The organism is Myroides phaeus (genome assembly GCF_900099675.1).
GTDB lineage: Bacteria > Bacteroidota > Bacteroidia > Flavobacteriales > Flavobacteriaceae > Flavobacterium > Flavobacterium phaeum.
On the sequence record NZ_FNDQ01000005.1, the window covers coordinates 107,543 to 122,412 of the forward strand.

Annotated in this window: 16 protein-coding genes; 10 read left to right on the top strand and 6 right to left on the bottom strand. The window is 32.2% G+C overall.

What is annotated here, in order from left to right; genetic code table 11:
* Positions 1-17: 17 nt before the first annotated feature.
* Positions 18-2,828, bottom strand: a complete 2,811-nt coding sequence (gene uvrA / locus BLT46_RS04140; RefSeq protein ID WP_090406644.1) for an excinuclease ABC subunit UvrA — start codon at positions 2,826-2,828, stop codon at positions 18-20.
* Positions 2,829-3,153: 325 nt separating this feature from the next.
* Between uvrA and BLT46_RS04145 the strand changes: the two genes are divergently transcribed.
* Together BLT46_RS04145 and BLT46_RS13150 are read left to right on the top strand one after the other, a co-directional pair.
* Complete coding sequence (locus tag BLT46_RS04145; RefSeq protein WP_090406648.1) at positions 3,154-3,741, top strand: RNA polymerase sigma factor; 588 nt, start codon at positions 3,154-3,156, stop codon at positions 3,739-3,741.
* Positions 3,742-3,794: 53 nt separating this feature from the next.
* Positions 3,795-3,944 carry a hypothetical protein gene (locus BLT46_RS13150; RefSeq protein WP_176770720.1) on the top strand — a complete coding sequence of 50 codons (150 nt, stop codon included), beginning with the start codon at positions 3,795-3,797 and terminating at the stop codon, positions 3,942-3,944.
* 19 nt (positions 3,945-3,963) lie between these two features.
* Here BLT46_RS13150 and BLT46_RS04150 read toward each other — a convergent pair whose 3' ends face one another.
* Complete coding sequence (locus BLT46_RS04150; protein ID WP_090406752.1) at positions 3,964-4,626, bottom strand: endonuclease III domain-containing protein; 663 nt, start codon at positions 4,624-4,626, stop codon at positions 3,964-3,966.
* A gap of 755 nt (positions 4,627-5,381) precedes the next feature.
* On the opposite strand from BLT46_RS04150, the gene BLT46_RS04155 reads away from it, so the two are divergent.
* On the top strand, positions 5,382-6,782 hold the full coding sequence (locus BLT46_RS04155) for a serine hydrolase domain-containing protein (protein WP_090406651.1): 1,401 nt from the start codon (positions 5,382-5,384) through the stop codon (positions 6,780-6,782).
* Between the two features lie 60 nt (positions 6,783-6,842).
* On the opposite strand, the gene BLT46_RS04160 is transcribed toward BLT46_RS04155, so the two are convergent.
* On the bottom strand, positions 6,843-6,950 hold the full coding sequence (locus BLT46_RS04160; protein ID WP_090406655.1) for a 30S ribosomal protein THX: 108 nt from the start codon (positions 6,948-6,950) through the stop codon (positions 6,843-6,845).
* 243 nt (positions 6,951-7,193) lie between these two features.
* On the opposite strand from BLT46_RS04160, the gene bcp reads away from it, so the two are divergent.
* The 4 genes from bcp to BLT46_RS04180 all read left to right on the top strand — a co-directional run bounded on the left by bcp (position 7,194) and on the right by BLT46_RS04180 (position 10,448).
* The gene (gene bcp / locus BLT46_RS04165) at positions 7,194-7,649 is read left to right on the top strand and encodes a thioredoxin-dependent thiol peroxidase (protein WP_090406658.1); all 456 of its coding nucleotides are present in this window, start codon (positions 7,194-7,196) and stop codon (positions 7,647-7,649) included.
* A gap of 148 nt (positions 7,650-7,797) precedes the next feature.
* Positions 7,798-8,781 carry a DUF2157 domain-containing protein gene (locus BLT46_RS04170; RefSeq protein ID WP_090406661.1) on the top strand — a complete coding sequence of 328 codons (984 nt, stop codon included), beginning with the start codon at positions 7,798-7,800 and terminating at the stop codon, positions 8,779-8,781.
* Complete coding sequence (locus tag BLT46_RS04175) at positions 8,768-9,856, top strand: DUF4401 domain-containing protein (RefSeq protein ID WP_090406664.1); 1,089 nt, start codon at positions 8,768-8,770, stop codon at positions 9,854-9,856. The genes BLT46_RS04170 and BLT46_RS04175 overlap by 14 nt, the downstream gene beginning before the upstream one ends.
* Entirely contained in the window at positions 9,843-10,448 is a 606-nt protein-coding gene (locus tag BLT46_RS04180; RefSeq protein WP_090406668.1) for a GDYXXLXY domain-containing protein, read from the top strand. The genes BLT46_RS04175 and BLT46_RS04180 overlap by 14 nt, the downstream gene beginning before the upstream one ends.
* A gap of 119 nt (positions 10,449-10,567) precedes the next feature.
* Here the strand turns inward: BLT46_RS04180 and BLT46_RS04185 are convergent, their stop codons facing one another.
* Positions 10,568-11,368 (bottom strand): hypothetical protein, encoded by an 801-nt coding sequence (locus BLT46_RS04185; RefSeq protein WP_090406670.1) that lies wholly within the window; start codon positions 11,366-11,368, stop codon positions 10,568-10,570.
* Positions 11,369-11,752: 384 nt separating this feature from the next.
* Here BLT46_RS04185 and BLT46_RS04190 point away from each other — a divergent pair, with 384 nt between their 5' ends.
* The gene (locus tag BLT46_RS04190) at positions 11,753-12,256 is read left to right on the top strand and encodes a class I SAM-dependent methyltransferase (RefSeq protein WP_090406673.1); all 504 of its coding nucleotides are present in this window, start codon (positions 11,753-11,755) and stop codon (positions 12,254-12,256) included.
* 129 nt (positions 12,257-12,385) lie between these two features.
* Entirely contained in the window at positions 12,386-12,559 is a 174-nt protein-coding gene (locus BLT46_RS13155) for a hypothetical protein (protein ID WP_176770721.1), read from the top strand.
* Positions 12,560-12,781: 222 nt separating this feature from the next.
* Here the strand turns inward: BLT46_RS13155 and BLT46_RS04195 are convergent, their stop codons facing one another.
* Positions 12,782-13,246 carry a GNAT family N-acetyltransferase gene (locus BLT46_RS04195; protein WP_245722940.1) on the bottom strand — a complete coding sequence of 155 codons (465 nt, stop codon included), beginning with the start codon at positions 13,244-13,246 and terminating at the stop codon, positions 12,782-12,784.
* Positions 13,247-13,344: 98 nt separating this feature from the next.
* Here BLT46_RS04195 and BLT46_RS04200 point away from each other — a divergent pair, with 98 nt between their 5' ends.
* On the top strand, positions 13,345-14,217 hold the full coding sequence (locus BLT46_RS04200) for a GNAT family N-acetyltransferase (protein ID WP_090406679.1): 873 nt from the start codon (positions 13,345-13,347) through the stop codon (positions 14,215-14,217).
* A 55-nt stretch (positions 14,218-14,272) separates the two neighbouring features.
* Here BLT46_RS04200 and BLT46_RS04205 read toward each other — a convergent pair whose 3' ends face one another.
* A complete protein-coding gene (locus BLT46_RS04205; protein ID WP_090406682.1) occupies positions 14,273-14,836 on the bottom strand; it encodes a porin family protein in 564 nt (187 codons plus the stop codon).
* Between the last annotated feature and the right edge of the window lie 34 nt (positions 14,837-14,870).

The following is a 14,870-nucleotide window of genomic DNA, read 5'->3' on the forward strand; positions in this document are numbered from 1 at the left end:
CGCGTTACCCTTTTTTGTTATAATTTATCTTTCAAGTATTTACCTGTAATAGATTTTTTGTTTTTACAAATCTCCTCAGGAGTTCCAAAAGCAACAAGTTCACCACCATTTTCACCTCCTTCAGGACCAATATCAATGATGTAATCAGCACATTTAATAAGGTCTAAATTATGTTCAATTACAATAATAGAATGCCCTTTAGCAATCAATGCCTCAAATGATTTAAGCAATTTCTGAATATCGTGAAAATGAAGACCCGTAGTAGGTTCATCAAAAACAAATAATACCTTATCTCTTGTTGTACCTGCCAATAAGAAAGACGCCAACTTAATACGTTGAGCCTCACCACCAGAAAGTGTTGAAGATGACTGTCCTAATTGCACATACCCCAAACCAACCTCGTGTAAAGGTCTTAATCGTTGTGCTATTTTTGTTTGATTATGCGTTTCAAAGAATTGTAAAGCATCATCAATTGTCATTGTTAAGATGTCATCAATATTCTTCCCTTCAAAATTTACTTCAAGAATTTCCTTTTTAAATCGTTTACCATGACAAGTTTCACATTCTAAGTGAACATCAGCCATAAACTGCATTTCTACCGTTACAGTACCTTCCCCTTTACAAGTTTCACATCTTCCACCATCTACGTTAAAAGAGAAGTGTTTTGGTTGGTAATTGCGCAATTTAGACAACTGTTGTTTAGAATATAAATCTCTAATTTCATCATAGGCTTTGATATACGTAACAGGATTAGATCGCGAACTTCTACCTATTGGGTTTTGATCTACATATTCCACCGCTTTGATATTGGCAAACTCACCACGCATTTCTGTAAATTGGCCTGGCTTATCACTAAGTCCAGTCAGCTTTTTCTGTAAGGCAGGATGTAGTATCTTTTTAACCAGTGTACTCTTTCCTGAACCAGAAACCCCTGTGATTACAGTCAAACAATCAAGCGGAAAAATAACATCTATATTTTTCAAGTTATTTTCTCTCGCACCAACAATCTCGATGTAATTCTTATACTCACGTCTTGACTTTGGCACTTCAATTTTCATTTTACCACTTAGGTATTGACCTGTCAAAGAATCTGACTTTAAAATATCCTCATAAGTACCCTGAGCTACAAGTTCTCCACCATACGTACCCGCTTCCGGACCAATATCAATAATTTGGTCAGCCGATTTCATAATATCCTCATCGTGCTCTACTACAATCACTGTATTACCAAGAGCCTTTAAGTTATTAAGCACATCAATAAGTTTTTCTGTATCCTTAGGATGTAAACCAATACTCGGTTCGTCTAAGATATACATAGAGCCCACTAAACTACTACCAAGAGAAGTAGCCAAGTTAATACGCTGAGATTCCCCACCCGACAAGGTAGAGGAATTACGATTTAGTGTGAGGTAGTCTAAACCAACATTCGTTAAGAACTCCAAGCGATTATTGATTTCAATCAATAGTCGATTAGCAACCTTAGCGTCGTATTTATTCAGTTCTAATTGATTAAAAAATGTTTTAATATGTTTAATTGGCAAATCAACCAATTCAGATACCGTTTTACCGCCTACTAAAACGTAGTTTGCCTCTTTTCTAAGTCTTTTACCTTTACAAGTAGGACATTTAGTTTTACCTCTATAACGAGAAAGTAAAACCCTATTTTGTATTTTATAATTCTTTTCCTCCAGTTCCTCAAAGAAGCCATTTAAACCAGTAAAGAACTTATTACCCTCCCAAAGTAGTGTTTTTTGTTCTTCTGTAAGTTCAAAGATAGGTTTGTGAATAGGGAAGTCAAATTTATAAGCATTATTGACTAACTGGTCTCTATACCAGCTCATTGATTCACCTCTCCAAGGAAAAACAGCATTTTCATAAACAGAAAGTCCTGTATTAGGAATTACTAATTCCTCATCAATACCTATAATATTACCATAACCATCACAAGAAGGGCAGGCTCCATAAGGATTGTTGAAGCTAAATAAATGCACATTTGGTTCTAAAAAGGTAATACCATCTAATGTAAAGTTATTACTAAACTCTACTCTTGAATTATCAGAAAGATCTTGTAAATAACAATAACCTTTACCCTCAAAGAAAGCATTCTCAATAGAATCTCCCAGACGATTAAAAAATTCCTCTGTGTCATTTACAACAATTCGGTCAACGATAAGCATAATATCCTTGACGTTCATTTTTGCAATATCCTCTGGCGTATTCTCGTCTAAGAAAGAATCTAAACGTGTTGTTTCATTTTTGTAAAGAATTCTTGCATATCCCTGTTGTAACAAAATATGTAAGAGAATATGCAATTCTCTATCCTCATCCAATTGTATAGGAGCAAGTAGTAACCATTTAGATTTAAGTTCTAATTCTTTTATATAATCCAAAACATCACTCACAGTATCTTTTTTAACTTCCTTTCCAGAAATTGGAGAGAAAGTTTTTCCAATACGAGCATAAAGAAGTTTGATATAGTCATAGATTTCAGTTGACGTACCTACTGTAGATCGAGCATTTGTTGTATTTACCTTTTGCTCAATAGCAATAGCAGGCGCAATACCCTTGATGTATTCAACTTTTGGTTTATCAATTCTACCAAGGAATTGACGTGCATAAGCAGACAAACTTTCCACATACCTTCTTTGCCCTTCAGCATAAAGGGTATCAAAAGCTAAACTTGATTTTCCAGAACCAGACAAACCGGTAACAACAACAAAATTGTTTCGAGGAATAACAACGTCTATATTTTTAAGATTGTGCAACTGAGCACCTTTAATAATAATATTCTTTTTGGGATCTATTTTAGAGAAATCTGTTTTTTTCATTTTGCCTACAAAGGTTGAAAAACAAAGGTAGTGCTTTCTTTGTTTCTTTAAAACTTAGACTACTTTGTTTTTAATACAATTCGCAAATAAGAAGGTAGGAGGGAGTAGTTCTACTAACTTTAAGGTATATATGTGATAGAAGCAGAATTGAATTGTGAAATATTATAAAGATCAGCTTTTGATTATCAGAATAATAAAAAAAGCATAAAATTATTTTAACACAATATTTTGTGTATATTTGTCCCACAAAACTATCAAAAATAAAAAGGCCTATACAACAAAAATACTTTATTAATATAATTATTTCTATTAAAAGAATTTTGTTATGGTATATGTAGATATGCCTGATGCTATGTTAGTTAAATACTATATAGCTGGTGGCGAAGAAGCGCTTGAAGTTTTGATAAAAAGACATCAATCGAAGATTTATGGGTTTATTTTTTCTAAACTTCCAGACTCAGATCTTACGAATGATATATTCCAAGAGACTTTTATTAAAGTTATAAACACACTTAAATCAGGACGATATAACGAAGAGGGTAAGTTTTTACCTTGGGTAATTCGCATTGCTCATAATTTGGTAATGGATCATTACCGAAAAGAAAAACGTTTGAATATTCAGTATGATTCAGAAGAATTACCTTTATTTTCATTTTTAAAAGATGATTCTCAAACAATGGAAGGGTTTATGATTAAAGAGCAAATAGAAGAAGACTTGCGTACGTTAATCAAAGAGCTTCCAGACGATCAGCGTCAAGTTGTTATGATGCGTATGTATCAAGATTTAAGTTTTAAAGAAATAGCAGAGATTACTGACGTAAGTATTAATACTGCATTAGGAAGAATGCGTTACGCTTTGTTGAATTTGAGAAAGTTGATAGATGATAATCAAATTGTATTGACAGATATGTAATAATATTGAAACTTGTTCGTTATAATGGTACAAAATAACAAAACAGCCCATATATGAAGAACAACTACAATGCAAAACACCTTGAATTTTCTTTACCAAAAAAAGAAACAATTGAATTTCTTTTAAACTATTCAAAAAGACTATCTAAGTTAGAATTAAATGGTTTGATGAATAAGAAATCGCTTAAATTAAAAGAAAACTAAAAATAAAAAAGCACGTAAATTATTTACGTGCTTTTTTCTTATAGTACTCGTTGATAACAGATTTTCTACCGATTACACTCGTTATAATATCTATTTCTAAATTCCATCCTCTTGCTGGAGAATACTGTCGTCCATACCACACTAATTGTAAGTGTAGTTTATTCCATCTGTCTTTAGGAAACAACCTTTTAGCATCTTTTTCGGTTTGCTCAACACTCTTACCATTTGTAAAATTCCAACGATACATCAAGCGGTGTATATGTGTATCAACAGGAAATGCAGGTATTCCGAAAGCTTGAGAAATTACAACACTGGCTGTTTTATGACCAACAGCAGGCATTTCTTTTAGTGCTTCCAAATCAGCAGGAACTTCTCCGTTATACTTTTCAATCAGGATTTGAGAAAGTCCGTAAATCCCTTTTGATTTCATTGGCGATAATCCACAAGGTCTGATGATTTCTTGAATTTCTTCAACTGTCATCTTTACCATATCATACGGATTATCAGCTTTAGCAAATAGAATAGGTGTAATTTTATTTACACGTTCATCTGTACATTGTGCAGAAAGCAACACTGCTATAAGTAGAGTATATGGGTCTTTATGGTCTAATGGTACTGGTATTTCAGGGTAAATTGCGTCTAATGTATCAAGAACAAACTGAACTTTTTCACTTTTCGTCATTGTCATTTTCTTTTTATACCTGCGAATATACTTAAAAAAGAAGGTTTTGTTAAGGCATTGCTATAAATGTTATTGATGCCTATATAATCAAATAAGTAAGTTTCATTATTGAACAAGAAAGCAGGGAAAGCAGCAAAGAAAGGGGTGTTTTTTTCTCACATAAGAAGATCCTTTATAAGTATTCTCGTATATAATTAGCTCGTTTTAAGTGAAAAAATAGGTAAAAAAGGGGGTTTTTAAATCGGTTTTTAGTCAAAAAAGCTAAAAATTGAGCTGTTTTTTAGCTAAAAAGGGCTTCTTTTGACAGATTTACTATCGTTTTTAAATTGTATAAAACCAAGTGTTTTTTATTATAAGTAATTGTTTGTCAGTTACTTAATTGTAGTTTTTAAATGGTTTTATCAATGTTTTATTTTAGTGTCGTAAGTAAATTCTCTGACAATAGAGGGACAATTCTCCGAGAATACTGGGCTGAGGGGCATTTTGTCGGACAATTGTCAGAGGAGTATCGGATAAAGGTCAATTAAGCGTAGTTATAGTACGTGATAAAAGTAAGATTTGAAGACAAATAAATTGTATTAACAGAGGAGAGGTAAAGTAAAAATATTTGTTATTTCCGTATTGCATTTAGTTAAGGAGTATTTAATTTTGTAGCTGTTCGGGGAGATAGACTTTTAAAATTTCCCTTAAACATGTTAAAGTGTAGTATTATTCTGTGAATAACCAATATATTTATCCTTAGAAAAATTAGTACAATGAAAAAAATAGGAGTTTCCTTATTAGTGTTGCTTTTGACTTCAGTTGCCAGTTTTGGACAAACACAAGAAAAGCGTCCTTTAATTGATGTATTTGTCAAGGATTACAACGCTAATGATTATGATGATATTTATAGTTTCTTCTCAGCTTCTTTACAGCAAGAATTGCCCCGCGCACAGGCAAAGTCGTTCTTTGTAGAGATGAAAGAGAAGTTGGGAAACATCAAGAATATGGAGTTTTACGGGTTAGATAATAATCAGTTAGCACTTTATAAAACGGAGTTTGAGAATAATGAAGTAGCCTTGCTTAACCTTGCAATGAATGAAGAAGGAGAGGTTGTGGGGTTTCGTATCCTAAATATGCCAGATGAAAGAGTAGATAATGCTTTTAAAGCAATGTCTGTTGAACAAATTTTGGAGGAAGAAACAAGTAATTTGCCTAATAAAGGACAATTTGCGGTTGCAATGATAGATGGTAAAGATGTTACTTATTACGGATTTAAGAAAAATGGAGAAAAGATTGCAAAAGAAGACAATGCAACTAAGCAGTTTTCTTTGGCAAATTTAAGTACAATATTTACCTCGGTTGCTTTGGCAAATGCTTCTGTTAATAAGGGCGTTGATATTACCTCGATGATAAATCAGTACTATGATTTTCCGTTGTATAAGGATACACAGGTGAGTTTAATAAAATTAGCAAATCATTCTGCTTTTGTACCTATGTTACCACCTGTAACTGATGAGGCTTTGCAAAGTGAAGACGATTATTTAGGTAACTATTCAAATAAACAGTTAGAAGAATATTTGAAAAATCAATTTGTTTTGGATTCTGTTGATAATACTAAGAGACAAAGCTTTTCCTTTCTTGGATATGCTGTATTAGGTAATACATTGAGCAGGATATACAACAAACCGTTTATTACTATGATAAATGATGTTGTATTTAGAAAATATGGAATGCATAATTCATCTATGGAAATTCCTAAAAAGAAGAAGAATTTGGTCAAGGGAATTCGAATAGATAACAAAGAGATGTATCCGCCAAAGGTTGAAGCGTTATTACCATCGAGTGGTGGTGTAACTACTTTGCAAGATATGACAAAGTTTGTACAAGCACAGTTTAACAAAGAAGATAAAGTTTTACAATTAACGCAGAAGCCAACCCTAATTGTTTCACCCAATTATTGGATCGGTTTAGGATGGAAGATAGGATCGCCTTTTAATTCGCCAAATCCTTTATATTTTAGTAGGGGTATAGACGGTGGATATTCAAATTATGTAGCTTTTGATCCAATAGCTAAAAAAGGGTTGATAATTTTATCTAATAGTTCGTCTGAGGACGCATTAGCAACGTTAGATGAGTTAAGCTATAAATTGGTTGTCAAATTATTAGACGAATAAGCATTACTTTTTGTATAAGACTAAAAAAGGAGATACTTCTGAAGTATCTCCTTTTTCATTTTACTTAGTGCTTTCTGTTGAGGGTTTATTCGCTTTTTTTGGTCGTCTTACGCCATTAGATTTGTTAACGATTTTACCTCTTTTTGTTTTTAGATCACCTTTTCCCATAATTGCTTAACGGTTTTAAATTAATAAATTATTTGACTTCTCTTCTGAAAACAACAGAATATCACAATATACAAAAAAAGAGGGATATAAGCGTTAAAATTTAGAGTAATAGCTTTGTAATTGGAGTTTATAGGAAGTAAATATCCTTACTGCTTGGGTGATTATAAGCCTGTGGGGGGAGAGATAATTTTTTATTTTGCAACAAAAAAAGTTACATTTACTTAAAATCTAAAATATCAAGAAATGACTACATTACAAATAGGAGATAAAGCACCAGATTTTAAAGGAGTTGATCAAACAGGAAAAATACATCAGTTAGGAGATTATAAAGGAAAAAAACTAATTGTTTTCTTTTATCCAAAAGCAAGTACACCGGGTTGTACAGCTGAGGCTTGTAACTTGAGAGATAATTACGAGATACTAAAAGAAAAAGGATACGAGTTATTAGGTGTAAGTGCAGATTCTGCTGAGAGACAACAGAAGTTTATCGATAAGAATAGCTTGCCTTTTCCATTGCTTGCCGATGAAAATAAAGAGGTGCTAAATGCTTTTGGGGTTTGGGGACCTAAGAAATTTATGGGGCGTACCTATGATGGTATTCACCGCAGTACTTTTGTTATTGATGAAAATGGTGTTCTAACCGATGTAATTACTAAGGTTAAAACAAAGGATCACGCTACACAGATTTTAGAAAAATAAGTGAATTTTAGAGAGGCGTTTTTTTAAATGCCTCTTTTTTTTGCTCAAAAAAGTAGGGGTCATCGTACGTTAAGGTGTATGATTGACGTTATCAATTGATTAGTAGGTTAGTTGGGGAAAAGTAGCTTGCAATTATAATCGAATTACTATGGAAAAGAAAATAAATAAAGACGAGTTATATCTCTTGAAAGAGTGTAGTTCTATTAGTGATACTAAGTTGAATGAGCTCTTAGAGGAGCATAGTTATGCTAAGGTGAGTGAGTGGAGAATGTTTATTTCTTACTTTATACTTGCTTTAGGAGCAGGTTTAGCCTTAAGCGGTGTGGTGTTCTTTTTTGCGTACAATTGGACAGAGATGTCGAGTTTTGTAAAGTTTGCTGTTATTATTTTGTTGCTTATAGCGGCTATTGGTTTATCAGTTGTAAAAGGAATGGATTCCTTAATCGGAAAAGTAGCTCTTTTGGGAGGGTCAGTTTTAATAGGCGTACTTTTTGCTGTTTTTGGACAAGTATATCAGACGGGAGCTAATGCTTATGACTTGTTTTTAATGTGGGTTTTAGCCATTACAGCGTGGACTTTCGTTTCTAAGTTTACACCACAATGGTTACTGTATGCTGTATTAGCAAATACCACCTTATCTTTATATTTTATACAAGCAGTAAAGGGGAGTAATGCCTTTTATGTGTTATTATCCTTATTGGTTTTAAACCTGTTGTTGTTAGGATTGCCATATGTCATTGGCAAATTCCAAGAATTTAAAGCAGCTATTTACTACAAAGTCATAATGACTTTTGCTTGCTATGTTATAGGTGTTGTTGGTATAGCGTTTATTGTCTTTACAAATAACTTAAAATATTCGAAAAGCGAATTGACAGGGATGATTCCTTTGTCAGTTATTACGATAGCTGGAATAATCTTAGGATACGTACAAAGTGAAAGACGAAAAGACATCTTGTTGTATAGTTACTCATTATTAGCTATTGTTTCTATTGGTTTTATAGTGCTACTTCGCTTATTCGATATTGGCATAGGGTCTTTATTGGTTTATGCTATTTATATAGTTGGCGCAACAATGGGGATGATAAAGATGATTACGGGCAAATTAAAAATGTGGAAAGATGAAAGAGCATAATTCGTTAGATAAAGTAATCAATAATCTTGAGAGTCAAGGTGTGGTTATAGATAGAGCAAAGCTTACAGAATTACAGCATACAAACTCTGTTAAAACAGTTTTTATCAAGGTTATTGCTATTATAGGAGGATTATTAGGAATGACGATGTTTATGGGCTTTTTGTTTATGTTGTTTGAACGTAGTTTGTCTGAAGATGTCCCTTTGTTTATTATTAGTGTATTGCTATTAGGAATAACATATTTTATTAATAAAAGTAATGCAAGTGCTATTAAAGATGGTTTAGCTGTAGCAACTTTTATATCTGGTTTTGCCTTGTTTGAAACAGCAATTGCAGTAGGTGATTACGGTAAAGTTGATGTAATACTTGCTTCGGTGGGATTGATATTGTCAGTTATTTCTCTGCTTATTTATAGAAATCAGCTTATTGCGTTCTTAGCATCAGCAGGGGTATTGATCAGTATTAACTGCCTACTTGTTTTTAAAGGACTGTATGTTGTATTGCCAATTTATATGAGTTTATTAATCCTATTGACGGTTTATTTATTCTACAAAGAAGAGGTGATCAGGTGTAAGAATACATTGATGAGTCAAATGTACACACCAGTATTTACAGCAACTTTCTGTTATACTTTATTTATGAGTGTAATGGGGTCAACAATGCGTTATTTTCACTATTTCAATACTGTTTCAGTGATGTCAAGAGTTGTTTTGACACTTGTGTTTATAGGGGCAACAGCCCTGACTGTACAGCAATTGATGAAAAAATTACAAATAGTGTCTGTGGTTACAAAAGGAATTATTTACGCATTATTGCTGTTCTTTTTGTATTACGTAGGATTTGATTATCCAGCTTTTGCAGTAAGTGTTTTATTTATCTTATGGTCGTTTAAGAAACAGTATAAAGTAGGATTTGTTTTATCTGTTTTCGCTTTAATTTGGTCGATGGGAATGTTTTATTATGATTTGAGAATGACCTTATTAATAAAGTCTATTTCACTTCTATTAAGTGGTATATTCTTTTTAGCAATGTATTGGTTAATTCAAAAAAATTGGAAGAAAGATGAAACAGTCTAAAACAACAATAATCATCATTGCTACTTTGGTAGTAGTGCTTTTATTATTTGTAAAAGCGGTGATGAACAAGGAGAATACAATTAAAGAAGGTAAGTTTGTTTTGTTAGAACTTGCACCAGTTGACCCACGATCATTGATGCAAGGGGATTATATGGAGTTAAATTACGCTATTACTCGTGAAGGTAGAAGTTGGCAAGCAGTTCAAGTTGCAACTGAGGCATTTTTTGCTAATGATTCAATAGGTAACAATAGTATAGCACTCGATGAAGCGATAGCGTTACAAGAGAAGAAAATTAAGGAGTCGAAAGAGATTGGCGTGCGAGGCTATGTGTTATTAGATATTGATGCCAATCAAGTAGGACATTATATAAAGATGACAGACCAAATAGGAGAGATTAAAGAAGGACAAGTTTACATTAAATTTTTCAACAATACAGATTGGAGTTATAATATTGGAGCAGAGAGTTTCTTTTTTCAAGAAGGAGAGGCAGAGAAGTATGAAAAGGCAAAATACGGAGGTCTTCGGGTAGATGATAAAGGAAATAGTATTTTGATAGGGATGTATGACGAGTCCTTACAATTAATAAAATAGTAAAAAAGCGAACTGTGAGGTTCGCTTTTTTTATGGATAAATGGAATGATTTAATTTGAGACATTAAGAACGAATTGTTTTTGAAAAATACGCTTTTATAAGATAAATTCTCGTTTTGGCTATAATTTGTTTATAGTTATACTATATGGTGCTGAGCCATAATTTGAAGTTAAACCAATATTTGTAACATCATCTCCCGCTGGGATATCTTTAGAAGTCGTTGTTCTATGGAATTGTATTGATAATTTATCGCCTTTTTTAAGAGTTCTCGTAACAGTTGGAAGAGTAATTAAATTTGCTTGACTACCTAATACGCTTGTAAGAATGGGTCTTGTACCTGCAATTTTTGTCTTATTATTTAATGATAAGTAGGCATATATAAATATAACTTTATAATAATTAGTAAGTTCCACGTAAGTTTCATTGTTTTTTTCTTGTATTGGCAATTTTTTTTCAGTGCTACTTGTACTTGTCGCAACATTTATATAAGAGGATATTTGATAAGTACCATCTTCAGATATGACTATGTTATAGGTATCTTCAACAGTTAAATTTAGATTATTTGGAGAAGCATCATTAATGCTAATAGGGATTTTAATCTCTGTTTCTCCTTGATTAAATAAATTAGCATTGTCTACGTTGTGAGGAACAATATTAGAGCTTTTCGCTGTGAAAACAGAAATAGGTGCTGTTGCTTTTGTTGGAGCTACTGTTCCTATTAATCCATTCTCTGAATCTACATACAAGGCTTTTAATTTACCTTCAGACGGTAAGTTTCCAGTATCTCTAACTGTTAGTTTACCATTTACATCAAGTGTTGTACGAGGTAAATTGGTATTAATTCCGATCGCTTCTTGAGCATAAGAAAAAGTATAGCTTCCTAAAATAAGTAATGTAACTAATAATGTTCTTTTTGTCATGATTTTATTTTTTGTAAATATAATGTTTTAAATAATGTATGCTAATTTTATGCTTTACTTTTCGTTATTTTGTTAATTTACGTATGTTTTTGTTTTTATTTAAGTTTTTTAGCTATTTGTTTAATTGAAGCTTGAAGTTAATTTGTTTTTTAGCAATACTTATTTAGAAGTTTGTATGTAATAATATATCTATATCTACTTATTGCGGGTAATAACTTTGGTTTTAAGGCTTATGGTGTGTAATACATCAATAGATAATTACAGATTGTGATTTTTTTACATTATATTTATTTGGTTATAAATGGATTAGTTGATTTTTGTGTTGAAGTATTTATAGCGGTGATGGGATTAAATTATTTGTGAGAAACCAAAATAAAAATAGATATGAAAAACCAAGTAATTTTAGGCTTATTATTGTCAGGTACGATAGTCGTAGGTTGTAATAAAAAAGGAGATAGTGTTGATGTAAAAGCTTTGGAAGGTATTGAAAGTACTAATTTAGAAACACATCCAGAGATTTTAAGTACAGAGGAGATAGATATTGGAGCAGAGGAAATTGACGAGGTAAAGTTGAATATGATCTATGAGCAGACAGTAGAGATGTATAAAGATAACCTTGGTGAAAAAAAGCAAGAGGTTAAGAAAATGACTTCTAAGGAGGTAGATGCTGTTATTGATGAGTATATGGCAATATGCAACAAACAAAGCGAATATATTGCTGTAGATGGACTTGAAGATGCAAAAGTATTTCAAGAAATGGGAGAAAATGTTACAAAAATGGGACAAATAATAGAGAAGATGTCTTATGCTTTGCCAAAGATGGACAAAGAGGATGGAAAGAAGTGGGTAAAGGCTTGGTTAAAAGGGATTGAAATAGCCGAAAAATAAAAAGGGCATCCTAATAGGACTATATCTCACAAAAGTATATTTAACCTTATATCTATTGTTTACCTTGTTAGACAGACTTTTTTTGGCATAATAAATGTAAATTGCAAAGAATATTTATAACAACGAGAAATGAAGGTTTTTGGTTATCTATTTATTTTTATCGGTATAGTTGCTGTATTTGTAACACTTAATGGTATTGGAGAAGATATGCCACAAGAGATATTTGTAGTCATTAGTTTCTTGGCAATTATTCTTGGGGCTTATTTTTTATATAAAGACAAACAAAAAGGGAATGGTTTGTAGGTGAAGTTCACTATTTAAGATAGATAAATTAGAAAAAAAGTGATGAGTTAGTACATAATGTTGTGTGAACTGATTTATTATTGTTTTACGAAACTACAAGTAACTTATACAAACAAAGCTTTGAGCGTTTGACTATTGTTTTAAAAGTTTTCATAAGAACTCTACTTACCATAAGTTACGATGTTACTTTAATAAAAAAGAGGCTTAATCTGATAAATGGCTTTACTTTATGGTATAGCGCATAACAGTATGTACAGGTTCAAATGCTTCACGTAAGTAAAGTTCATATGCTTGTACATTCTGTTTTAAAACCAATAATTCGATGTAATCTACTTTTTTAGTAGCAGCCCATCTTTTTACCTCAGCAATTAACTGTCTGCCTATGGCTTGATTTCTATAAGACGGTACTACGTAAATATCTGCAAAGTTTAAGTAACGGTGAGGTACAAAACATTCGTAAGGAAGGGTTTCTTCAATAAACAAGGCAACCATACCAATTATAATACCCTTATCTTCAGCGATGATAAACTCACAGTCATCAGCATCAATAGTTTCTTGTAAAAAATCAATAGCTGGTAAATCAGCTTTAAAATAGTCTGGTTGGTATGCTTGTAAGGCTTGAAATTGTTGTTGGTAAATCAACTGTAATTGAGGTATATCGGCAGATACAGCATTTCTGATAGTCATAATTTATTGTATTTATAAACGAAAATACTAAGTTATTTATAAATGTTATAAATAAAAGTTTTGAAAAGTAGTAAATTTGAGATTCAAACAACAATTATATGTCCACTTTACTATATAAAAAAGCCACAATAGCAGATTGTGATTTGCTGACAGAAACAGCTATAACTGCAAAAAAACATTGGGGATATGCAGATGAGCTTATTCGCCAATGGATTGATTTATTAACAATTACAGAAGAGAATTTTAAACGAGGTAATCTTTATAAATGCTTCTTAGCAAACGAATTCATCGGTTTCTTTGCCTTAGTTTCTAAAGGAGATTATGTAGGATTAGAACACCTTTGGTTTTTACCGGATTATTTAAATAAAGGCTATGGTACACAGGTTATTAAAGAAATTAAACGTATCAGTAGAGAAGAAGGTTATAAATATATTGAAGTATTTGCTGATCCTAATACGGATGGATTTTATCAAAGAGTAGGAGGGACCGTAGTTAGGAGTGTATTGACAAATGTTCCTGGACGTATGATGAGTATTTTTCACGTTACTGTTACAGACGAACAATGGATTGATTTGCCTACCGTAGGATTGGTTGTAGTTAAAAAAGGTCAATTATTATTAGCTTATAGCAACAATAAGAAAGCGTGGTATTTGCCAGGAGGAAAGGTTGATCAAGGAGAAAATAAGCAAGAAGCATTGATTAGAGAAGTTGAAGAAGAATTAGCTGTTGCGTTAGACCCTTCTAAAATGAGAGCTCTTTTACACGTATCAGCGCCTGCTTATGGAGAAAAGTTAAACATTATGATGCGTCAAGAATGTTTTCTTTATGACTTAGGCGAGCAGGAAATACACCCAACAAATGAAATAGGAGCCGTTAAGTATTTTAGCTATAGCGACTATAAACAAGAGTCTGTTTTAGTTCCAGGCGTTTTAATGGTTTATGACTTTTTGAAGAAAGAAAGATTTTTATAAGTAAAAAGGCTATCCCTGTAAAGGATAGCCTTTCTTATTTTAGATACTAATTTGATTAGAATTTGTAACCAACAGAAATTTGGAATACACTATTCTTAGTGTCTGATTTTACTCCAGCTTGGCTTTTGAAAGTGTCAGTTAAACCAAAATTGTAACGAGCATCAAAGAATACACCTACTGGTAATTCATACCCTAAACCAAGGTTCAAACCAAAGTCAAATCCTTTAGTCATATCTTTAATATCCTTACCATCTAATTCAGATTTTACATTAAATCCAAACTGTGGACCAGCTTGTATGTTTAAACCTTCATAAACGTAATATTTAGCCATTACAGGTACATTGATATAATGTAATTCAGCTTTAATGTCCTTCTTAAAAATTGAGTATTCAGCTCCTTGTGTAGAATATAAAATCTCAGGTTGAACAGAGAATTTCTCGTTTACAAAGATTTCAGCAACTCCACCAATATTGAAACCAGTTAATGATGAAGAACCTTCACCAGTTAAAGTTGCAATATTTAAACCTCCTTTAACACCTATTTTTACATCTGGTGTCTGTGCATTAGCTGTGAAACTAAAAGCTAACGCAGCTAATAATGATAGTGTGATCTTTTTCATTTTTCTTATGTTTTATATTTTTTCAAATGTAGTT